The organism is Lysinibacillus sp. VIII_CA, assembly GCF_049943995.1.
Taxonomy (GTDB): Bacteria; Bacillota; Bacilli; order Bacillales_A; family Planococcaceae; genus Lysinibacillus; species Lysinibacillus pinottii.
Map to the genome: position 1 here is coordinate 32,144 of NZ_JBNFXM010000016.1, position 22,323 is coordinate 54,466.

Genomic DNA, 22,323 nt, shown 5'->3' on the forward strand with positions numbered 1-22,323 from the left:
AAAATAGAGCTATCTCAACCGTGAGATAACTCTAGCTCAAAAGAATGATACTTACTAAACACACATTACAATGAGTACTATAGTGTTAAATATTGTTACTAGTGGTCTAGCTTTTTAAATTTTGGGCAAAGCTAGCTAATTTTTCTGCTGAGTTCGTTACTTCAGTAAAAGAAGTACCCAACCCACTTAATATACCTGCAATTGCTTGTATTTTCGTCGCCATGCAATCATTTTGATCTTTTGCTTCTGTCATTGCACCTACTATATTTGTAAATTGACCTTCCGTGTGTAACATATTATCCTCACCAGATGCCACCTCATCTTGGATATTAATGAGAGATTGCTCTAACTTCTCTGTGCGTTCACTCGTTTTTTGCAGCAATAATGCAACAGCCGTGACAGATTCCTTTGTTTGAATGGATAATTTACGTACTTCATCAGCTACTACACTAAATCCCTTCCCTGCTTCTCCGGCACGGGCTGCTTCAATAGCGGCATTTAAAGCCAACAAATTAGTCTGATTGGCAATATTGGTAACGACACTCATAATCGTTTCCATTTCCTTCGACATATCAGATAATTGTTCAATATTTTCTTCTATATCATGAAGAGATTGAATAATATTGTGCATATTTTGTGATTGTTTCTTTAAACATTCACGTCCATCCAGTGCTTGGTTTTCAGCAAGAGTAGACACTTCTAGTGATCTCTTCGCCAATTGTTCAATATCCCCAGACTGCTCGCTTAGTCTGCAAAATGAACTATTGGTTTCCTGTGAAATGGCTGCAAGTAATTCAGAGGATTGTACAATTTGTCGTTCAATTACTTCTTTTTCTTGTTCCATGTTTTCTTTATGCTGTTCCACTGTATTTTCATATGCCTCTAAAACAAGTTGTTGCTCAAAATTACAAATTTTAGAAATAGCTCTTATTGTATTAAACTGATCTTGCGGATGACCAATATGCTGTTCAACCAAGTCTATAAATGAGAGAGATAAATCTTGGAATGCGCAAATATACCATTGTGTTCTAAGCCCAATATGGACGTGCACCTTTGCAATTTTCACACGCCTTTGGTAATACACCTCATCAATCGTTCCATTAAACATTTCAATAATATGCTGCCGTAACGTTACTTTAAGCTTTTCTACAGAACTATGATGACTAATGATATTTACCAAATGTTGTTCGGTACCGATCATATTGTAAAAACGGTTTACGATGTGGTCTACATTGTCCATAACATACGGCTGGAATGCTTTTAAATATTGTAAGTCCTGCTTCGTTACATTCAGCATTTCAATTTGCTTCACCATTAATTGGCGATTAGACAGATCCATTTTCACCGTATATTGCTGTAAATCCAACGCCTTCGTCTTACTCTGTTTTTGAAAAATCACTTATCTTCCCTCTTTCGTCCCGTTTACTTTATTAGGCTGAGAAACAACAAATACCTTTTAGCATATTGATTGATACAACAAAAAATACCGATAAATAGCTTAGCATATTACTATGAGCCCATTTGCTTCAGCTATTTCATTTGTCACACTTCTTCCTCCCAAAAAAGCAGTCACACATTGTTCTATCATGAATAAAAGGTAATTTGCACCCAACTAACAGATCTTCTCTATACATTGACTACAGTCGATTTATTTATGTTTGATTCATTTCAAAATTACTCATTTACCTTAAACATTTTAAAAAATACTGTCAATTTTATCATTACCATAATTTTACATAATATGTATATAAAGTCCTTGTTGTTACATTGTATGAATATCATCAAAAAAAAGCTACCACAATATTATTGGTAGCCTTTTGTTTCATTTGTTTGTTTGATTATGCTTATTTTTTTTACCTTTTTTCTATTTTTCGATCAATCATCATTGAATTTCACTATATTAATATTTTATACCTTCATTTTAAATAATCATAAATACCTAACATCTAGCTCTCTAACAATACAAAAGGTTCATTATATACATTCGTATAAATAATCTTATTGAGCTATGAAATTTTAATATAAAATTTACAATCCCTTAAGTTCCTCTACTATTTTAGCCGCTTCTTCTATGCCAGCATCTGCAGCAAGTCTATACCACTTAAGAGCCTCCTTCAGATTTCTAGCAATGCCTTCACCATTATTATATATATGACCAAGTTGTAGCTTTGCATCTGCATCCCCTTGTAGAGCAGCCTGTTTAAACCAATGAATGCCCTTTTCAATATTTCGGATGCCTGTTAAACCTTTACTCCAAATAAAGCCTAAATCATAAAAGGCATCGATATGAAATTGCTCTGCAGCTCTTTCATACCAAAATAGACCTCGATTTATATCTTTTGCTTGATCAAGGCGCCCCTCTAGATAAATACCCCCTAGACGATACTGCGCTTCCACATATCCTGCTTCGGCAGACTTTTTATACATATTAAAAGCTGCATTTGTATCTTTATTGACTCCTAATCCTTGCTCATAAATAATTCCTAGCGTAAACATAGCCTCTGCCACATTCTTACTAGCTGCAAAATCAAACCATTTTCTTGCCAGAGTAAAATCCAGCGGCACACCCTCTCCATTAAAGTACATATCCGCTAAATTATTGGCAGCATCGGCATGCCCTTGTAAAGCAGCCCTTTCATATAAAGAAAAGGCCTGCGTGTAATTCTCCTCAACACCGACTCCCTCAAAATAAAAATTCCCTAGCACATATTGAGCATCTGCATTTCCTTGGGCTGCGGCTAATTCGAACCATTTTAATGATTTTTCAGGTTGAAAACAATTCCCTTCCTTAGCATTGTAATACTCCCCTAGCTGATATTGTGCATCCGTGTCTTGATCTTCAACCGCCTCTTTATATAAATCAATCATTACCTCATGATCTAAATCTTCTTCATCTAAAATCTTGACTTGATCATCCTGATGGTCGAAATACCATTCAACAACATCAAGTACATCATCTACAACTTCTACTCTGCTTGTTAACCTTTCGAGGGATGAAATTTGCCAAATGAGTATATAGATTGGTTGTGGAATGGCATCACGCAACACATCATCATACTCTGCTAACAACGTTAAAACATTATCCTGCACAGATTGAGTTTGATCTGAATGGACAATTTGTAAATGTCGCTGTTGCTGATCTTTTAATAACCCTCGCACTATTTGATACAGTATTTTTTGCAAGGCTGTTAAGTTAACTTCAGTGAATGTTAGTAATGTAATATTTTGAGCAAACATTGTATTTTTTGTTTGCATGATTTCTTGTAGGGACTGAATGCGTTCCTTATTGCGCTTAGCTAAAATTTGCTCGTACATTGTTTTCCTCCCTTGCACATTATGTAAAAAACTGTCTTGCCATTATTATATGGAAGACAGTTGATTTTTGGTTACACATATGCTCGCAACAGTAAGCCTATGAATAGCGTAATGATCAAAAAAACTGTCATATGGGCCCACTTATTCATTTCTAATAAGCCTATAAATTCTCTTGTAAATGCATTAGGAACATAGTAAAAGGCTGTTTTTGAGCCAACTCCTTCTGCATCTAATTTTGCTTTTTTTGCATAGAGACTTGCGCGAAATACGTGAAAATTATTTGTCACAAATATGGAACGATATTTTTCTCCTTGAGCATGCTGATCCATTATGTTTTTCGTAAAAATCATATTTTCTTCTGTATTGGTTGACTGATCTTCCATTAGAACTTTATTAGCGGGAATATCATGAACATCTAATAAATATTTTTTCATAGCCTTTGCCTCAGATACGTTTTCATCAGTCCCTTGACCACCTGAGACAATGATAAACGGTCTTTCCCCGTACTTCTTGTATTGCTTTACCGCTTCATTTAAGCGACTTGCTAAAAGTGGTGGAACTCTATCCCCAATTAATCCTGATCCAAGAGCTATTATATAGTTTGGTTCATAGCGTATAGGTGTGAAATGATACAATACAGCGTATGCTAGGACACTTGTGTATAAAAACATGGTATAGCCAAAAATTAAAAAGGCATAGAAGAAAAGAATATGCCAAAGCACATTTTCAATCTGAATAAAAATAACGAATACATACCCTATCATCATAATAACAAAACTAAGCCCCATAATAGCTAACATTAAATTCCTTACTTTACGTCCTTCCTTCTCTAACAAAACCTTACTATTGAAAAACATAGCTATAGATAACATAAACATGATACTAGGAAAGCTTCCTAGTATAATAAAAATCCCCATTTCTGATATGATGCCCTGATTATTCGGCAGTAATAAAGGAAAATGTATAATGAGCACCCTGACTATATATACACCTATCAAACCCAGAGCTACCGCGTTAAGGAAACGCCTTTTTTCTGTCAGGTACAGCAATAAAAATATGGAGATGAAGAATATGAATGTAACTAGCATCGTTTCACCTCTTTCTATTATATAATTTTCCCAAATGCTACATCTGTCACTATTTGTTCAAATTTTTTGATATTGCTTATTTATAGAAGGTATTGGTTTTATTTTTTAATAAAGTTCATGTAATATTACTATATAAGAACTAGTTTATGACCAAACCAAAAATTATATTGGAGGAATGTAAGTAATGAAAAAAATTCTTGCCGCTCTATTTGCAGCGACACTGATATTTTCCACAGTTGGTGCAGCATTATTCATCTCTGACACACCAACAGCAGAGGCTAAGTCCTATAAATCAGGTAAAAAAGGCTTCTCAAATAATAACAATAGCTCAAATATCCAGAAGTCTCAGGACACTTCTAAAGATCAAAAAAATGCCACAACAAATAAAAACAATACCAACTCAACAAATAAAGCTGATACAACTAAAAAAGGTGGTTTCTTCTCGGGTGGTCTTATGAAAGGTTTAATGCTTGGGGGACTTGCAGGTTTATTATTCGGTAGCTTATTTAGCGGTATGGGTTTACTTGGAAACATCTTAGGATTGCTCATTAACGTAGCTGCAATTGCTGTTATTGTGATGCTAGTCGTAAAAATTATGAATATGTTTAAAGATAAAAAACGCAAAGAGGAAGCCCAATGGCACAAATAATTAACGAACAAGATATTATTAACGCTATTTGTTTATCTCAAGCGTATTATAAGAGCATTCGCCCAGAGGATGTTATCGTCGAATTGACATATGATGATGACACAGGCTTCGGTGCGGAGGTTGAAGTAAATGGTCAAATCGAAATACTCAATACAGGAGCCATGATTGGTGCCTTACGTGTTTGGATAAAAGATGTTCTACATGGTGATCCTTTTTCAACAGGTATTGAACTTGTTTTAGACGACGAAGAAGGCATTATAGCTAAACTTTCATAAAAATATAGCCGTACAATGAATCTTTCACCAGATTCATTGTACGGCTATTTTACTTTTTCAAACGTTTCTTAACCGCAACCGCTTCCTCCTCATTTAAGGAAAAGTCTACGATAGAGCGGCCAAGCGTGAGCAACATAATAAACATTACACCCGTACCTACAATAAGATAGATCATGGTAAAAATCTTGGAGAACGAGGTTGTTGGATATAGCCCCGTTTCTACGCCTGTTGGAATCAAGCTGACTACGGCAAAATACATGGCATCTAGCCAATGCCACCCCTCTGTCCCCTTGTAAAACAACGTACCCGATAGAATGATGAGGAATAGAGTTGTAAATAATGAAAGAAACTGGGGTCTTTTAAATGACCGCCACAATCCTTTAACTAATCTTTTGGTAGATAAAATAAATGATAACATCCTCATTTTCCTTTCTTTAATTCAGTAAACTCTATATAAGTACGAATTAAAAGTATTGCTTATATTCATATATTATCCTCTAACCCAGGTATTTACCTACTATAATTTTATCTAGACAAATCTTATTTCTTTTAATCATAAAAAAACACCCTATAACTATCATTAGAGGGTATTCAACACATTTATTTTTAAACCTGATCTAAATTGTAGTAATTTAGGACAAGTTCAATCTCATTTTTATCCTTATCGCTTATTAATGTTTAGTTTATGTCGCTATAGCATTTGCGGTATACAGTTGAACTGTGTAATGGCGCTTCAATCATTACGAAAATCTTTTCCAAAGAAAAACCGGTGGTGAACAACACTGTCAGGCAGGTCCTCGTCACTTGACAGGTAATGAAAACGTTGCTGAAAAAGTTGTATGACGAATAAAAACATAGAAGCTTTCATTTATCACGAAAACGTTAAAAGGTAGAGGCGCCATTTCACCTCTACCTTTGATGGTCTACTTATTGAATAATTGATTCAGATTCACCATTATTTTAGCTGCTTGCCCTCTTGTAGTTGAAGCCGCTGGTGAATACTTCTGTCCATCTCCGGACACAATTCCTAGCTCAAATAACATCGTGATGGCATGTTTTGTCTCTGCATTATAAGATGTAATATCTGTAAATGGTGAACTTCCTTGGACAATATAAGGCTGTTTAAATTGTTGCTCATAGGCACGCTCAATCATTACTGCTAATTCAGCGCGGCTTACAGGTCTTGCAGGGTTGAATTTCCCATCGGCCCCCTTAATAATGCCATGTGCATACGCTGCCGCAATTTCCGACTGTGTTTTCGCATCATATTTGGCGATATCTGTAAACGGCGTCTTTTCCTGTGTTGATATCCCCAGACTTCTCACTAGTATTGAAGCTACTTGTGCTCGTGTCACATTTTGATTAGGTTTAAATGTACCATCTGGATAGCCATTCATCATCCCCGCTTCTGCTGCTTGTTGAATATACTCTTTTGCCCAATGATGAGCTGTATCTGTAAAACGTATCGTTTCTCTAGTAGTGAAAGCCGCTGTTGGATTTTGAACACTTTCATTACCAGCAGCATCAATTGCTTTTATTGTAATAGTGTAGTCTGTATTCTCAGTCAGATCCGTAAGTGTCATCTCTGTTGTATCAGCAGTTACTGTTGAAGCTAATTTCCCATTTACATATACTTGGTAATTTTCCACACCTACATTATCCGTCGCTTCTCGCCAACTTATATCCACAGTTTTATGATCTTTCACATGTACTTGAATAGCATTTGTTACATCCCATAAGGAACTAGTTTTTATGATTGGTAAAAATGCCTCATTGGCTACTGCGAAATAACCGGCTTCACTTAAATGAATATTTTCTGGATTTGGAAGATAGCTTGGAACATCCTTTGCTACAATATCAGATGTTGGTACAAAAAATGCTCCAGCCTTTTCAACTGTCGTTTTAATGGTTGTATTCATTGTAGCCAATAGTATTTTAAATTGATTTTGTAGGCTCTCACCATAATAGGGGAACGAATTGTAATAGCCCATCACATAAACTTCTGCTTGTGGATTTAGTTTTTTTATTTCAGTTAAAATTGCTGCAATATTGGTTACAGCCTCTTTTGTAGCCTTTATAATGGCTAGTGTATCAATTCCCGCTGTCTGTGATTCTTTTAATATTGGCAGTAAATCATTAGCACCAATAGTTAACGTAATAATCTCTGCCTCTTTAATAGATGCTTTTAATTTAACCTGTTCAATGGGATAGCCAAAACCTGTCACTGTTTTTGCAACATCATTTTGTATATCTGCCAACACATTTTTTGTTGTATAGCCTGACATCGCAAAGCCTTTATTAAAAGAAGTAATGAAACCCTCTTTTTGTAAAGCTTGTGCAACATAATCTGGGTAGCCTAATCCGATTGCACCGACCTCATTCATCCCATGTGCAATTGAATCACCTAGAGCTACATAATCTGCCTGAGTAGTCCAACTTGGTGCTATGTAATCTCCTGTTTCTTCAGCATTCGCAACGACAGGTATCGTTAATTGTAATGCTAGCATACTAGTAGCTAAAAATCGGCATTTCTTTGAAAGTTTCATACACTCTCTCCCCTACCTAAAAAATAGTAATTGTTTTAACTATTTTACTAGAAGAAGGATAAAAATAGGTTAAAAACCCAGCAATGTTTTTTAATCATTTTTGCTATTCCATGTGTACCTTCCCATAAATTCCTCCACCACCAACTTCAATATCTAAATGACCTGTTCTTGCCGCATCAATTAATTTGGCTATTTTATGTGGCACTATTTGTTCAAGCTGTTCCATGGTAACTTGGTGTAAAATATTCATCTCTGTTCCGAAAGCATGTAGTAGTCGTTCCATCATTTTTGGGCCAATCCCTGGAATAAAATCGAGCGGTACTTGATGGATATACGGTGGTCTATTTTTTTCATGTGGAAAATTCTCTGATAACTCCTGAATACGTGTAGCAACGCCTTTTATGATTTGCGTACTTTCACAGTTCGTACAAATCATAGCCTCGTTACTAAGCTGTTCTCCACATTTACTACAAACTGTCTGATGATATTTACCTAGCAATGGATTTAAGCCATAATTGGCTATTATGGCTCGTCCCTGTTGATCACGGAGAGCCATTTGTAATTCTATAAAATTTGCATCTGCTAATCGTAATTTTTGATACTCACGTGCCAGTTTTCCAAGAGAATGAGCGTCAGAATTACTCACGAATGGATAGGATTGAAGCTCTTTAATCTGGCGTACCATGTTTGTATCTGAGCTTAACCCTAATTCAATGGCATCTATTAGCTGCGGATCAAAAACCTCTGTTAAACTGCGATGAACACCTTTCCCATATAAACTTTTAAATGGGGTAAATACATGTGCAGGGATAAATAGCCCTCCCAACTCACGGACCTTTTTTTGTAATGTCCTTCCTTCACAGTAAATTCGTTGTGAGCTTAAATGAATGTTTTTCATATGCTGAGACATCCAATCTGAAAATTGTTCCATTCGCAATAATGTAGGAAAGTAAGCAAGTACATGAATGGGACCATGACAATGATGGTCATAGATTTCTATTTCTGAACCAGGAATCAGTGTCGTTTCTTGAAAACGTAGTCCACCCTCTGCCAGCTCCACCAGTTCTCCTTGGTCAATCATCACTTTCATTTCTTCTATTACCTCGGGCGAATGGCAATCAATAATACCAATGATGTCCAGTCCCTTTCTTGCACTAGCAGTCTCCAATATACGGGCTAATGTCAACGTTTTACTGCCAGTAATTTTCACGGCACGCCCTTTGGCTGTACGACCAATATGAATATGTAAATCAGCATAGAATTCTTTCATGTTCATTCACTCCTTAAGCGCTACTTAAACGAAAATACCTTACATGACTGCAAGGCATTTCACATTTTATTATGATGGATGATGATTGGTTGTGCTATTATTTTCCTCATAAGCCCCAGAGCTGTGTGGGGGTGTAGATGATGAATCATAGGCAACTAATGTGACACCCATTTTTTTCTCCAGTTCATTAATTTTCGCAAGTTGCTGTGGATCTAATTGTGCAAATTTAATGTCTTCCATTGTCATCAATCCTTTCAAATATAAAGTTCCCCGAATTTAAAACAACTATACTTACCTAAAAATGACTGACTATCAGTCATTTTTCGTTGACATTCATTTTTCTCTCCTGTAACATACTAATAAAGATGGCAAAAGTGAGGGATATCATGTCAAAGGAAGAAAAAATTATTCAAGCAGCCATTGAAGTATTTCGAGAAAAAGGTATTGAAAAAACAAAGGTTTCAGATATCGTAAAGGCCGCTGGTATTGCACAAGGAACATTTTATCTTTATTTCCCATCGCGCCTTTCAGTTATGCCTGCTATTGCAAAAAATATGGTAGAGCGCATTATAGCGACTGTCGAAGAAGGAGTTTCAGATCATAAACCCTTTGAACAGCAGCTTGAAGAAGTGGTTGAAATGATTTTCTTAATTACGAAAGAATATGGAGATATCGTTGCACTTATTTATGCGGGTATTGCACAAACTGAGCATTTGAAAGAATGGGAAAACATCTATTCACCCTACTATCATTGGATGAGTAATTTCTTATTAACGGCTCAACAGCAAGGAGTCATACGAGATTCCATTAACCCATCACGTTCAGCCAAGCTTATCATTGGGCTAATTGAATCTGCTGCCGAACAAATTTATTTGTTTGACGATAGTAAGGATGAAACCATGCAACTGCTTAAACTTGAGCTTCTAGACTTTTTATATCATGCACTTGGCCTACGTCACGCATAAGTGGCGTTCTCTTTTACCTCAAAAATGACTGAATGTCAGTCATAATATTTTACTATGAAAGGAATTTATTTATGCAAAAAGAATGGATGTATGTAGGACTAACAAGTTTATTTGAATTGTTCTGGATATTCGGTTTTAATGTAGCAAATTCATGGTGGCATTGGATCATTATTGTATCTATTATCGCTATTGATTTTCACTTCTTATCAAAGGCTTGTGAAAAACTTCCTACTGGTACTGTCTATGCAATTTTCGCTGGAGCAGGTGCAATCGGAACGACCTTAATGGATATTTTTATTTTCAATGGTGACTTTAATGCGATTAAGGGGATATTTATGGTTATTTTAGTGTTGGGCGTTATTGGCCTAAAATTGGCGGATAATCCATCGAAAGATCCTAGTACGACAAAAGGAGTGGATGCATAATGGGCTGGGTATTCGTTATATTAGCAGCAGTGGCGGAAATAGTCGGTGTCATTGGTTTACGCTTTTATAGTCAACATAAAACCGTCCGAAATTTATTATTATACATCGGAGGCTTTGGTTTATCTTTTGCACTTTTATATGCTTCCTTCAATTATTTACAATTAAGTATCGCCTATGTTGTTTGGGTTGGTATTGGAACTGTAGGTGCCGTGCTTGTCAATATTATGTTCTTTGGGGAATCTAAAAACCTTGCACGAATCATCAGTATCGTTGCAATTATCATTGGAGTTGCAGGTTTAAAAGCAGTATCTTGATATTTGATTACAAAGGGCGCCCTCTTAATGAAGTGGCGCCCTTTTTATTTAGATGATGTTAAATGATTGAGGCAAGACAATTGTGATTACTAAATAGGGTTGGTCCTTCTTGCAAATTGTTCAGGGACATATGTAAGATACGGTTTACCCGTCAGTGTATGTGTTTGAATATCTGCAAATACTCCAAATACTTCTTGCAGTAATGATGGTGTAAGCACTTCTTCTGGTGTACCATGACAAACAATGCGTCCACGCTGTAAAACATAAATTTGATCACAGTACATTGCGGCGATATTCAAGTCATGCAAAGCGGCTACTACTGTTAGATGTAAGGTTTGAATTAAGTCCATCAACTGAAGTTGATGTTGAATATCTAAATGATTTGTTGGTTCATCTAATATAAGTACGTGTGCTTGCTGAGCAAGTGCTCTTGCCACCATGACACGCTTCTTTTCCCCACCGGAAAGTGAGCTAAAGCTTCGTTTCGCGAGATGCAATATACCCGTTTGCTTGAGAGCATTTTTAACAATTTGAAAATCCTGTTCCTGATCAAGCTCTAAAAGCTTTTTATGTGGAGTCCTTCCCATACTGACTAAATCGTGAACAGTAAAGTCAAATAATACAGGTGTTTCTTGACTCACAACGGCTAAATTTTTAGCAATGGCTTTACTAGATTGCTTTAAAATATCTTGTTCATTTAACAAGACTGTCCCACTTTCCGGCTTTAGGAGACGATACATATTTTTAAGCAAGGTCGACTTCCCACTACCATTAGGGCCGATTAACCCGACAAATTGCTTTTTCTTTATTTTTACACTTACCTCGTGAAGTATTTGCTGATCGTAAATGGAGAATGATACTTGTTTTGCTTCTAATGTCATAGAACTTAATCTCCTTCACCGAAAGAATAATTGTTACGACGGAGCAACCAAATGAAAAATGGTCCCCCACAGAAAGCTGTAATAATACCGATTGGCATCTCCTGTGGGGCAATTATAATGCGAGCTAAAGCATCTGCCCAGACTAAGAATATCCCTCCTAATAAAGCACTGACCGGTATTACATATTTATAGTTAGAACCGACAATTAACCGTACTATATGCGGAATAATTAATCCCACAAATCCGATAGAACCACTGACTGCTACAAGTACCCCCGTTAAAAGAGAGACAAGTAATATGAGCTGTATGCGAAATTGTTGAAGATTGACTCCTAATGTTACAGCAGCCTCTTCCCCAAGTAATAGCAAATTTAAATTTCGATAAAATAGCCATAAAAGGGCAAACACTATGAAAAAGATGGAAGCTGGAATAATAATATTACTCCATTTAGCTCCAGCTAAGCTTCCTAACATCCAAAACATAACGGCCTTTAATGCACCCTCTTGCTTTGACATCATTAATATAAAATTAGAAATGGCTGTTAATATAAAGGAAACTGCCATTCCTGCCAATAGTAAGCGAAAAATCGAGACCCTGCCACCTACGCGCGATAAGAAAAACACTAACCCAATCGCAAGCAAAGACCCTATAAAAGCTGATACAGAAAGTGCGTAAATACCTAAAAATGAAAAAGCACCTAAAATAATTACTGAAGTTGCTCCAACTGCTGCTCCTGAAGAAATTCCTAATATGTACGGGTCTGCAATGGAATTTCTTACAAGTGCCTGAATTGCTGCCCCTGCAATGGCTAAACCCGCTCCAACAATAGCCGCAAGGATGACACGGGGTACTCTTATTTGCCATATAATAATTTCCTGTGAGCGACTCCAATCCTGCTCTATTGTTTGTTGTATAAAGGGTAATTTTGAAAGAATTACTTTCCATACATATAATGGCGTCACAGAAACAGATCCTACCATCACAGCAAATGTCATGGATACGATTAATACTAAAAGAAGCACTAAAGAAAATAACATAAATTTTTTATTCATTCATTAAACTCCTACTAAGATGATGAATGAAGCAATTAAATATACTTTCGCATGATTTTGGCCAGATCCTCTTACTTCAGTTAGCACTCAATAAAAAAAGGGCATTTCGTGCAAAATATGCACAAAAATACCCTCGAATAAACAAAGTCAGAAAATCCAGCTATTGTCCGTAATTGCTTGCATCCTCGTGGGCATTACAGGTATTACTTATTGGCAGGTCTCCTGGCTTCGATTCATCATCCTATAATTAGCCTTCCCATTTTAATAGTGGCAAATAAACATGATAGGACTCCTCGTTACAGTTGCGGGACAGCATCGGACTTCCACCGATTTCCCTTTTAAGCGACATTGTTTCAAATGTCACACCAATAGTATGTGAAGTTATAAAATTATGACGATTCTATCATACATTTTTATAGATACTTAGTCTACAAGGAATTTCCAGCATACTTGAGTTAACAATGAACAAAAATTAAGTTGACACAAAAAACTTAGTTTTTTACACTATCGGTAAGTACTCTGAAATAAGAGGTGAAATCATGACAACAGCAACAAATCAAAGTCATCAAAAATTAAGAACTGTAGATATGGCATATATTGGATTATTTTCTACCCTTATGATGATCGGCGCCAATATAACTTCCTTTGTACCCTTTATGACAGTGGGAGGAGTACCGATTACTCTCCAAACCCTTTTTGCCATTTTAGCAGGACTTATTTTGGGTAGTAGAAAGGGAGCGCTTGCCTGCACAGTTTATATGTGCATTGGATTAGCAGGAGCCCCTGTCTTTGCTCGCTTTGGTGGAGGCTTTAGTCAACTATTAAGCCCCACATTTGGATTCATTATTACCTTTATTTTAGCAGCGTATATGGCTGGATTAATGGTAGAACGAAGTGGTACGAGAAAAAGCTATATTCTAGCGGCATTTTTGGCAACTGCTCTCAATTATTTAATAGGTACCAACTGGCTGTTTATTGCATACAAACTATGGGCCAGTGCGCCAGAGGGTTTTTCCTATAGATTAGCTTGGCTCTGGATGATCCCCCCACTTCCAAAAGATATTATTTTAGCTATTTTCGCTGGTTTTTTAGCGTACCGACTGCAAAAAACATTGAAAATCTTACCCATTCAATAACGCTTACACCCACTTCTTAAGTTAATGGACTAAAGAAGTTTTTTGTAATCGTTAATGTTCATCCTTTCTGCATATTTGTTTGTTACAGTAAGGGCAAATAGAAAGGAGAATCTCATATGACATTCAAACGAAGGTGGTCAGGTGGACTATTATTAGCAGTTGTTTTACTAACTTTATCAGCTTGTTCTGAAGATAAAACGGAGCCTTCATCAACTTCAAATAATACTCCAGAGTCGGAGCAACAAACAGAAATGGATCACTCCACGATGAACCATTCTAGCTCAGCAGAAGTACCAGCTACATTAAAAAAGGCTGAAGATCCAACATTTCCGGTAGGAAGTACCGCTTTGATTAAAGATGGGCATATGGAAGGGATGAAAGGTGCTGAAGCGACAATTGTTGGTGCCTATAAAACTACAGCCTATATTATTTCTTATAATCCAACATCTGGTGGCGAACGTGTAGAGAATCATAAATGGATTATCCATGAGGAATTAATTGATGTAGGAGAAGCGCCTCTATCCTCTGACACAGAGGTAAAAACGACTGCTACTCATATGGCAGGAATGAAAAACGCGACTGTCCGAATTGAAGAAGCTGTACCAACCACTGTTTATATGGTTGATTATATTTCTACGACGAATGGTGAAACAGTGAAAAATCATAAATGGGTAACAGAAGATGAGTTAACAGCGCAATAATCCGAACAACCTCTCCCAATAGATTTGGCAGAGGTTGTTTTCTAGTTTTTATGTTCTCAAGGCTTTCGATCCGCAAACTTATGCCATTTATAGCCGATTCCCCAAACAGTTTGCAAATAATCATCAGCAGGAAAACCGCTTTTTCTTAATTTTTCACGTAAATTTCGGACATGGGAATCGATAGTGCGATCCTCAATGGATACATGATATCCCCAAACTGTATTAATAAGATGTTCCCTTGAAAATACTTTATTTTGATAATCTAGAAATAAGGACATCATGGAAAATTCTTTTGGTGTTAATGGGATGGCTTCTTGTTGAAAATATAATTCAAAGGATTCTTTATCTAAGCGTAACCCCTCAAAGACAACGACTTTGTTTTCTACTTTGGTTCTCCTTAATACAGCATGTATACGTGCTAATAGCTCTTCCTCATCGAAAGGTTTTAATATATAATCATCTGCCCCAATGTTTAATCCTTTTACAATATCCGAGTGCTCTCCTTTTGCCGTAAGCATGATGATAGGTACATGCCAAAACTTCCTGATTTCTTGGCACACTTGAAATCCATCCATCTCTGGCATCATAATATCCAAAAGAACTAAATCAACATGCTCTTCCTCTAGATATATGAGCGCATCATGAATGGACGACATGGCTCTACAATGAAACACGGGCTCTAAATAAAGAGTCAATAAATCTAACATTCTTGGTTCATCGTCTATGCATAAAATGGTTTTCATCCGCTCCTACTCCTTTAAACGATAATTCAAAAACAGTCCCTTTATTTAGTTCACTTTTAACCGTCACTTCTCCCCCATGGGCCTGTACGAGTTCCTTAACAATTGCAAGACCTAATCCAGAGCCACCTAAAGCACGACTTCTAGATTTTTCTACACGGTAAAAGCGCTCAAAAATAAACGGTAAATCTTTGTTGGGAATCCCTCTTCCTGTATCACGAATAATAATCGTTAAAACACCATTGACCTTCTTAACATTTACCGTGGTAGTATCTCCCTGTCCGCAATAGGTCAATGCGTTATTTAATAGATTGATTATTATTTGCTCTAATCTTGCCTCATCTGCCCATAACGTTAAGCCGTTTTCACAGCATACCTCAAAGTGGATATCTTTTTCTTGAAAAGCAGGGCTTAATTTCCCCTTAATGCCAGTAAAAAAAGCCTGTAAATCTAGATTTTGTTTTTCAATTATAAAGGAGTTTTCATCCATTTTAGCTAGATCAAATAAATCCTTTATTAAACGAGAAAGTCTATTTGTCTCTTCCCGTATAATGGCTAAATATTTTTGTCGATCCTGCGCTGATAAATCACGTTTATAAAGAATATCGGTATAGCCTTTAATAAAGGTTATCGGTGTACGAAGCTCATGGGCAATACTAGATAAAAACTCTTCGCGTTCCTGCCTTAAATGATTTAACTCATTGGATAGTAGCTGAATGGCATTCGATAAATCTCCAAGTTCATCTTTGCCATTTGTAGAAAGAGCGACAGTAAAATCCCCTTTACTCATTTTCAAAGTGGCCTCTTTCATCTGAATTAATGGTTCCGCAAGTTTTCTAGATAACACAATGATGACAGCAATGGTTACTAAACCAGAGACAATGCCCACAATAAGAAAATGTTTATTTAAACGTTTCATTAAAGCATGGATTGAGTCTGTATTTTGAAACATAAAGACATAGCCAATCGTTGTCTGCTCTCTTTTCATTGGACTAATAGTAGCAATAGCTTTTACCTCTCGCCAGTTATCTTGTAGAATCTTTCCCTCGTATGGAATAGTCTCATCTATTTTCTTTATCAGCTCTTTGATTTCAGGATGTAGTTGCGAGGAGGCTAAAATGATCCCCTCAGCATCTGTCACCACTACATCTGTAGATTCTTCCGATTCCATCAGGACGACATGTGCTAATGTTTCGTTATTAAAGTTCTGTTCTAATATTGTGCGATGTGAGTTTCCTCTCGCTTGCAAACTTGCTAATTCTTCTTCGACTCTAGAATTAGTCAATGAGGCGTGTAAAAAAAACATCATAAATGTTTCAATACAAAATAATGTAATGAAAAAGATGATGCCTAGCTTTAGTGATAATTTTCTCATCTGTAACCACCATTTTAGAGTTTCTTACTAGTATATCGGCAAAATATGAAGATTTCATGCAGAAAAAAACTCGATCCAAACAGAAAAAGACCCATAAGTATACTATAAACTTATGGGTTAGGTTTTAAATTAAATGTATTTTTTTGACCAGTTTAAGAAATTATCGATGACTACATCTAAGAATTTCACTGTACCCTCATCCGTCAAATTACCTTCTTCATCAAATTTAGTATGCACAGCACCGATATAAACATCATTACCACTTAGTAATGGTGAATTAATACCAGGTGAGAATAATATATCACGCAGATGTAATTGTGCTTTAACAGTACCTAAATTCCCCATAGATGCACCCATTATAATAGATGGCTTGCCAATCATTACTTTATCTACACGAGATAACCAGTCAATTGCATTAACCATCACACCTGGAACAGTTCCATTATATTCTGGTGTTATCCATAACACTGCATCTGCAGCCTTTACTTTCGCTTTAAAATCAAGTACTGCTTGTGGTGCTTCATTTTCGATATCTTGGTTGTACATCGGTAAATCCTTCAGACTTAACACTTCTAGATCCAATTTCTCGGCATAACGTTTTTCAATAAATTGAGCTAATTGCATATTATAAGATTCTTTACGGATACTCCCTACGATGGCTACTACTTTCACGATGTTTCCTCCTAAATGTATATTATTCATAGTATTTATATAACTTTTGTAATTTTATACCACTTTAATAATAAGTGGCAAATTCTTCGACTGGCTTACGATAACCGCGTAAACGACGACTGCTTTCTTTTTCTTTCCCAATAGTAATCATGAGAGCTATTTCTTGCTCTTCGGGCACATTGAAAAGCTCACGCATTTTTTGATTATCGAAGCCTATCATAGGACAAGTGTCCCATCCGCGATTTTTCGCTGCTAGCATAAATAACATTGCTGACAAAGATGCATTTCGAATCGCTTCTTCTTTCATAAATGCATCGCCGCGATCTTCATAAAAGTGAGTATTCTCAGCAACTATTTCTTCTAACTCATATGTTGTGATAATCCCTAAGTCCACCATACCCTGACTTAGTTCAGCCGTGTTTTTATAAGCTTTTTTATCACCTAATACAAGAATGACCCCAGAAGCTGAATGTACTTTATATTGACCATATGCAGCTTCTCTTACTTTTTCCTTCATAGTCTCATCTAACACAACGATGTAATTGGCATGCTGTAAGTTAAAAGCTGACGGAGCAAGTTTAACATCCTCTAAAATTGGACGTATATCTTCCTCAGTCATTTTTACGTCCTTTAAAAAATTGTTCGCCGATCGACGCTTATCAATTAATTTGGAAAATTCCATTCATTAAACCCCCAATCCAATATGTAACCATTCAGTAGTGAAAAAATTCTCTACTGAATAAAATAATATTACTCATATTCTTTATCGAACGTAATGGAACTTCTTACAGTATCTATAGGGCGAACAAGGCCTTCAATTTGGGTACGTTTTGGTTCTAGGAATGGTGGTAATGAAAGTTTTTCTCCTAAAGTTTCGTACGGCTCATCCCCCATAAATCCTGGGCCATCTGTTGCTAACTCAAATAAAATTTGTGGCGCTACACGTGCATATAATGATTCAAAGAAATGACGATTTACATAGCCAGATGTGTGGAAACCAAAGCTTTCAAAACGCGCAGTCCATTCATCTAATACTGCACGATCCTCTACACGGAAGGCTGCATGGTGAACAGTACCAAAACCTTGGCGCGCTACTGGTAACACAGTGTTGTGTTCTACAATCACTTGGGCTCCATTTCCACCCTCACCTACTTCAAATAGATGGAAGTCACCCTCCTCCCCAATCTCGGTAAACAGCATTACTTTTTCTAAAACATCTTTAAAGTAATTGAAATTAGCTACGCGAATAAATACTGGTCCTAAACCTGTAATAGCATATTTAAGTGGAATAGGACCGACCTGCCAAGGCGTACCTGATGCAATTCCTGTATCATGCTCATCAGAAATAAGCTGATACTGCTGATCATCAAAATCCACGAATGATAATGTTTTTTTACCAAACTGCTCTTTAATACCAGTATGCTTTACATGCAATCGATCAAAGCGCTTTTCCCAATATTCTAAGGAAGCATCTGTTGGCACACGGAAGGAAGTCTTTGAAATTTCGTTCGTACCATGTACACCTTTTTGAATGTTAGGGAAATCAAAAAACGTCATATCTGTACCAGCACTACCTTTATCATCTGCAAAGAATAAATGATATGTTTGAATGTCATCCTGATTTACTGTTTTCTTCACTAAACGCATTCCTAATACATAGGTAAAGAATTTATAGTTTTCTTCAGCACTGCTTGTAATAGCCGTTACGTGGTGTACACCTTTTAAATGGTTCATAAAATTCTCCTCCTATTATCTCGAAATCGAGATATTTATTTAAATTTTTTTAATGTTCATTAGCATTTTTGCCAACCTTTTTAAGGGACAAAATCATTGTATCCAGCTCCTGAGGCTCCAATACTTCAAATATTTCATTTATTTTTTGTTCATGCTTAGGGAAAATCTCTTCCATTAAAATTTGTCCCTCATGTGTAAGCAATACATAAGTGACACGTCGATCTCTAGGGCAAGATTTGCGATATACATAGCCTTTTTGTTCAAGCTTATCAATTACATACGTAATACTACTGCTAGCAATTAATATTCTTTTGCCGATTACTTGAATGGGCTGCTCGCCACGATGATACAGAAATTCAAGGACTGAAAATTCGGTTTGATTTAAGTCAAATTGAAGTAAATCCCTTTTTGTTGCTTCCTGAATCGTTTGATATGCTCGGAACAAGACCGTAAATGCTTTTAAGTTACGATTGTCTTCCTTCATACGACTCCCTCACTTATTTCGAATTTAATTATCTTTAATTCGAGATAATAATAACATATCCATTTTTAATCAGCAATCATTTTGTTTCGTATTTTAATTGTGAGCTGAAAATGTTTGTGAACATCCTCTGCGGGTAGAAGGTAGTTGTAACTTATAAAGGAGGATTCTATAAATGAAAAAAGATATCAATCAAAAACAACATCAATTAGAAGCATTCCGAGTAAGTGATAAAAATCAACCACTCACAACCAATCAAGGGCTAAAAATAGCTGAGGATGAACATTCTTTAAAGGCTGGCAATCGAGGTCCTACTTTACTAGAGGATTTTCATTTTCGTGAAAAAATGACGCATTTTGATCATGAACGTATTCCAGAAAGAGTCGTTCATGCACGTGGATCGGCTGCACACGGGATTTTTGAAACCTATGAATGTGCAAGTGACATTACAAAAGCACAATTTTTAAATGGTAAAGGATCGAAAACACCTGTCTTTGTTCGTTTTTCGACCGTTGCAGGCTCAAGAGGCTCCGCTGATACCGTCCGCGATGCACGTGGCTTCGCTACAAAATTTTATACACAGGAAGGTAATTATGATTTGGTCGGAAATAACATTCCTATATTTTTTATACAAGACGCTATTAAATTCCCCGATTTCGTACACGCAGTAAAGCCCGAACCAAATAACGAAATTCCTCAAGCTCAAAGTGCCCATGATACATTTTGGGATTTTATTGCAAACAATCAGGAATCTGCCCATATGGTTATGTGGCATATGTCAGATAGATCAATTCCACGAAGCTATCGAATGATGGAAGGTTTCGGTGTGAATACTTATCGTTTCATCAATTCTGAAGGGAAGTCCCATTTTGTTAAGTTTCATTGGAAGCCTGTTCTAGGTGTTAAATCGTTAGTATGGGATGAGGCACAAATCATAGCTGGTAAAGATCCTGATTTCCACCGCAGAGACTTATGGGAATCCATTGAACGAGGGGATTATCCGGAGTGGGAACTCGGCGTGCAGCTTATTCCGCTCGAAGATGAATTCAAATTTAATTTTGACATTTTAGATGCAACGAAAATATGGCCTGAAGAAGAAGTTCCTGTCCGTATCCTTGGCAAAATGACGCTTAATAAAAATGTGGACAACTTTTTTGCTGAAACAGAACAAGCTGCATTTCATGTAGGACATGTTGTACCTGGCATTGACTTCTCTAATGATCCTTTATTACAAGGCCGCTTATTCTCCTATACAGATACACAGTTAATAAGATTAGGTGGCCCAAACTTTCACGAGATCCCTATTAATAAACCCATCTGTCCCTTCCATAATAATCAACGAGATGGCTATGGTCGACAAACGATTAATGTTGGGCAAGTTAGCTACCATAAAAATTCCTTAGCTGATAATACACCGTCCCCTGTCTCTGAGGAAGAAGGTGGCTATACACATTATGAGGAAAAAGTAGAGGGACATAAGGTACGCGCCCGCAGTGAAAGTTTTAAAGACCACTTTACACAAGCTAGGTTATTTTGGCTGAGTATGACAGAGATTGAAAAGGAACATATCATCAATGCTTTTAGCTTCGAACTGGGAAAAGTAAAAAGCAAAGCCATTCGAAAACAAGTTGTTGATATGTTTGCTCATGTCAGCCATTCCCTTGCTACAGCTATTGCAGATAATATTGGTATCGTACCTCCTGTACAAGTAGAGGTCCCGCACATAATGCAAACTTCCCCTGCTGTTAGCCAAATCTTGAATGCAGTAGAAAGTGTCAAAACTTTTAAAGTAGCGGTGATTGTAGCAGAAAATACGGAAGAAAATTTAAATGAGCTAATAGCTACACTGCTGAGCAAAAATATAGTAGTTGAATTAGTTAGTACAAAACAGGGGTTACTAAATGGCTTTGAGATTCATGAAACATTTGCCACTGCTTCTTCCGTACTTTATGATGGGATTTACGTTTCTGGTTCCTTCCATGATTTGAATCAACAAGCTAAAGCAGAGCAATTTATTGAAGAAGCCTACCAGCACTTTAAAACAATTGGCCTTGCTAAAAATGTATCGTTTTCACAGCATCTCGCCAATAAAAATGGGGTTGCTAATAACTTACCTTCTTTTATTCAACTCCTTGCAAAGCATCGACATTGGGAACGTTAGCGTTCATACATGTAAAAGCCAGCTAACGCTTTAGCTGGCTTGTCTCATTTTTAAGGTAGTCGTTTGAATTCCTTCTCATTTCCGTCCATAAACTCTACTTCGACTTCAATGGACTGATAGTTATCTTCAATATTAAAAACTTTAATTACTTGATCAATCACTTCATCATTTGGAGTGGTAGAATCAAAATTTAACTGCTTAAATAACGGCTCTAGTTTTGTATAGGCTTCATCACCCTGTAACTTTACATTTTGTCGATCATCCTGTAACTTCGCTGAGATACCTGTTTTTTTATTTTCATACTCTACCTCGTATGACTCCGTAGCAGAATAATCAACATCTAATGAAAACTCTAAAAAATTGAATGTCACTTGGTCTGTAGGCGTATCACCAGTCTGTTGTGAAGCATTCTGATCTGCCGGCGCATTAGTAGGTACATCCTTCACCTCTTCTTTGTTACAGCCATACAATATAACCATTACGAAAGAAATCGCTAATAATAATTTTAATTTCATCTAGTTGTACACTCCTTTCTTTTCATAT

At 36.6% G+C, this 22,323-nt stretch carries 24 protein-coding genes and 1 riboswitch; of the genes, 8 read left to right on the plus strand and 16 right to left on the minus strand.

Translation table 11 applies throughout. The annotated features are described in order from the left end of the window. Positions 1 to 106: 106 nt before the first annotated feature. The 3 genes from ACP3VS_RS17910 to ACP3VS_RS17920 form a co-directional block, all read right to left on the minus strand. Entirely contained in the window at positions 107 to 1,399 is a 1,293-nt protein-coding gene (locus ACP3VS_RS17910; protein ID WP_012291975.1) for a globin-coupled sensor protein, read from the minus strand. A 629-nt stretch (positions 1,400 to 2,028) separates the two neighbouring features. Next, on the minus strand, positions 2,029 to 3,315 hold the full coding sequence (locus tag ACP3VS_RS17915) for an SEL1-like repeat protein (protein WP_036160398.1): 1,287 nt from the start codon (positions 3,313 to 3,315) through the stop codon (positions 2,029 to 2,031). A gap of 71 nt (positions 3,316 to 3,386) precedes the next feature. Continuing rightward, positions 3,387 to 4,193: a YdcF family protein gene (locus ACP3VS_RS17920; RefSeq protein ID WP_230584424.1), complete on the minus strand. Its 807-nt coding sequence runs from the start codon at positions 4,191 to 4,193 to the stop codon at positions 3,387 to 3,389. Between the two features lie 394 nt (positions 4,194 to 4,587). Here ACP3VS_RS17920 and ACP3VS_RS17925 point away from each other — a divergent pair, with 394 nt between their 5' ends. After that, complete coding sequence (locus tag ACP3VS_RS17925) at positions 4,588 to 5,052, plus strand: hypothetical protein (protein WP_012291972.1); 465 nt, start codon at positions 4,588 to 4,590, stop codon at positions 5,050 to 5,052. Beyond that, entirely contained in the window at positions 5,040 to 5,327 is a 288-nt protein-coding gene (locus ACP3VS_RS17930; RefSeq protein ID WP_008176904.1) for a DUF2653 family protein, read from the plus strand. The genes ACP3VS_RS17925 and ACP3VS_RS17930 overlap by 13 nt, the downstream gene beginning before the upstream one ends. Before the next feature lie 49 nt (positions 5,328 to 5,376). Here ACP3VS_RS17930 and ACP3VS_RS17935 read toward each other — a convergent pair whose 3' ends face one another. From ACP3VS_RS17935 to ACP3VS_RS17950, 4 genes are all read right to left on the minus strand, one after another. After that, complete coding sequence (locus ACP3VS_RS17935) at positions 5,377 to 5,745, minus strand: ion channel (RefSeq protein ID WP_031416348.1); 369 nt, start codon at positions 5,743 to 5,745, stop codon at positions 5,377 to 5,379. Between the two features lie 505 nt (positions 5,746 to 6,250). Next, entirely contained in the window at positions 6,251 to 7,873 is a 1,623-nt protein-coding gene (locus ACP3VS_RS17940) for an S-layer homology domain-containing protein (protein ID WP_012291970.1), read from the minus strand. Positions 7,874 to 7,976: 103 nt separating this feature from the next. After that, positions 7,977 to 9,143 carry an endonuclease Q family protein gene (locus ACP3VS_RS17945; RefSeq protein WP_012291969.1) on the minus strand — a complete coding sequence of 389 codons (1,167 nt, stop codon included), beginning with the start codon at positions 9,141 to 9,143 and terminating at the stop codon, positions 7,977 to 7,979. A 69-nt stretch (positions 9,144 to 9,212) separates the two neighbouring features. Beyond that, a complete protein-coding gene (locus ACP3VS_RS17950; protein ID WP_171821080.1) occupies positions 9,213 to 9,383 on the minus strand; it encodes a hypothetical protein in 171 nt (56 codons plus the stop codon). 143 nt (positions 9,384 to 9,526) lie between these two features. Between ACP3VS_RS17950 and ACP3VS_RS17955 the strand changes: the two genes are divergently transcribed. From ACP3VS_RS17955 to ACP3VS_RS17965, 3 genes are all read left to right on the plus strand, one after another. Next, complete coding sequence (locus ACP3VS_RS17955) at positions 9,527 to 10,108, plus strand: TetR family transcriptional regulator (RefSeq protein ID WP_031416345.1); 582 nt, start codon at positions 9,527 to 9,529, stop codon at positions 10,106 to 10,108. Positions 10,109 to 10,179: 71 nt separating this feature from the next. Then, on the plus strand, positions 10,180 to 10,533 hold the full coding sequence (locus tag ACP3VS_RS17960; RefSeq protein WP_012291966.1) for a DMT family transporter: 354 nt from the start codon (positions 10,180 to 10,182) through the stop codon (positions 10,531 to 10,533). Next, the gene (locus ACP3VS_RS17965; RefSeq protein ID WP_012291965.1) at positions 10,533 to 10,847 is read left to right on the plus strand and encodes a DMT family transporter; all 315 of its coding nucleotides are present in this window, start codon (positions 10,533 to 10,535) and stop codon (positions 10,845 to 10,847) included. The genes ACP3VS_RS17960 and ACP3VS_RS17965 overlap by 1 nt, the downstream gene beginning before the upstream one ends. A gap of 89 nt (positions 10,848 to 10,936) precedes the next feature. Here the strand turns inward: ACP3VS_RS17965 and ACP3VS_RS17970 are convergent, their stop codons facing one another. Next, a complete protein-coding gene (locus ACP3VS_RS17970; RefSeq protein ID WP_012291964.1) occupies positions 10,937 to 11,728 on the minus strand; it encodes an ABC transporter ATP-binding protein in 792 nt (263 codons plus the stop codon). 5 nt (positions 11,729 to 11,733) lie between these two features. Then, on the minus strand, positions 11,734 to 12,780 hold the full coding sequence (locus ACP3VS_RS17975) for a FecCD family ABC transporter permease (RefSeq protein WP_012291963.1): 1,047 nt from the start codon (positions 12,778 to 12,780) through the stop codon (positions 11,734 to 11,736). 195 nt (positions 12,781 to 12,975) lie between these two features. Then, a riboswitch (cobalamin riboswitch) is annotated at positions 12,976 to 13,165 on the minus strand. A 154-nt stretch (positions 13,166 to 13,319) separates the two neighbouring features. Here ACP3VS_RS17975 and ACP3VS_RS17980 point away from each other — a divergent pair. After that, entirely contained in the window at positions 13,320 to 13,916 is a 597-nt protein-coding gene (locus ACP3VS_RS17980; RefSeq protein WP_031416340.1) for a biotin transporter BioY, read from the plus strand. 116 nt (positions 13,917 to 14,032) lie between these two features. After that, positions 14,033 to 14,617, plus strand: coding sequence for a YdhK family protein (locus ACP3VS_RS17985; protein WP_012291962.1), 585 nt, complete (start codon positions 14,033 to 14,035; stop codon positions 14,615 to 14,617). Between the two features lie 56 nt (positions 14,618 to 14,673). On the opposite strand, the gene ACP3VS_RS17990 is transcribed toward ACP3VS_RS17985, so the two are convergent. The 6 genes from ACP3VS_RS17990 to ACP3VS_RS18015 form a co-directional block, all read right to left on the minus strand. After that, complete coding sequence (locus ACP3VS_RS17990; RefSeq protein WP_036160392.1) at positions 14,674 to 15,360, minus strand: response regulator transcription factor; 687 nt, start codon at positions 15,358 to 15,360, stop codon at positions 14,674 to 14,676. Next, the gene (locus ACP3VS_RS17995) at positions 15,332 to 16,732 is read right to left on the minus strand and encodes an ATP-binding protein (protein ID WP_012291960.1); all 1,401 of its coding nucleotides are present in this window, start codon (positions 16,730 to 16,732) and stop codon (positions 15,332 to 15,334) included. Before ACP3VS_RS17995 ends, ACP3VS_RS17990 begins: the two co-directional genes overlap by 29 nt. Positions 16,733 to 16,861: 129 nt before the next feature. Then, on the minus strand, positions 16,862 to 17,404 hold the full coding sequence (locus tag ACP3VS_RS18000; protein ID WP_036160389.1) for an NADPH-dependent FMN reductase: 543 nt from the start codon (positions 17,402 to 17,404) through the stop codon (positions 16,862 to 16,864). 64 nt (positions 17,405 to 17,468) lie between these two features. After that, positions 17,469 to 18,086, minus strand: coding sequence for a nitroreductase family protein (locus ACP3VS_RS18005; protein ID WP_012291958.1), 618 nt, complete (start codon positions 18,084 to 18,086; stop codon positions 17,469 to 17,471). 68 nt (positions 18,087 to 18,154) lie between these two features. After that, entirely contained in the window at positions 18,155 to 19,138 is a 984-nt protein-coding gene (locus tag ACP3VS_RS18010; protein ID WP_012291957.1) for a ring-cleaving dioxygenase, read from the minus strand. A 49-nt stretch (positions 19,139 to 19,187) separates the two neighbouring features. Next, positions 19,188 to 19,622: a MarR family winged helix-turn-helix transcriptional regulator gene (locus ACP3VS_RS18015; RefSeq protein WP_012291956.1), complete on the minus strand. Its 435-nt coding sequence runs from the start codon at positions 19,620 to 19,622 to the stop codon at positions 19,188 to 19,190. A 172-nt stretch (positions 19,623 to 19,794) separates the two neighbouring features. Here ACP3VS_RS18015 and ACP3VS_RS18020 point away from each other — a divergent pair, with 172 nt between their 5' ends. Further along, positions 19,795 to 21,780, plus strand: coding sequence for a catalase (locus tag ACP3VS_RS18020; protein ID WP_426389420.1), 1,986 nt, complete (start codon positions 19,795 to 19,797; stop codon positions 21,778 to 21,780). 50 nt (positions 21,781 to 21,830) lie between these two features. Here the strand turns inward: ACP3VS_RS18020 and ACP3VS_RS18025 are convergent, their stop codons facing one another. Continuing rightward, positions 21,831 to 22,295 carry a YusW family protein gene (locus tag ACP3VS_RS18025; protein WP_012291954.1) on the minus strand — a complete coding sequence of 155 codons (465 nt, stop codon included), beginning with the start codon at positions 22,293 to 22,295 and terminating at the stop codon, positions 21,831 to 21,833. Positions 22,296 to 22,323: the final 28 nt, after the last annotated feature.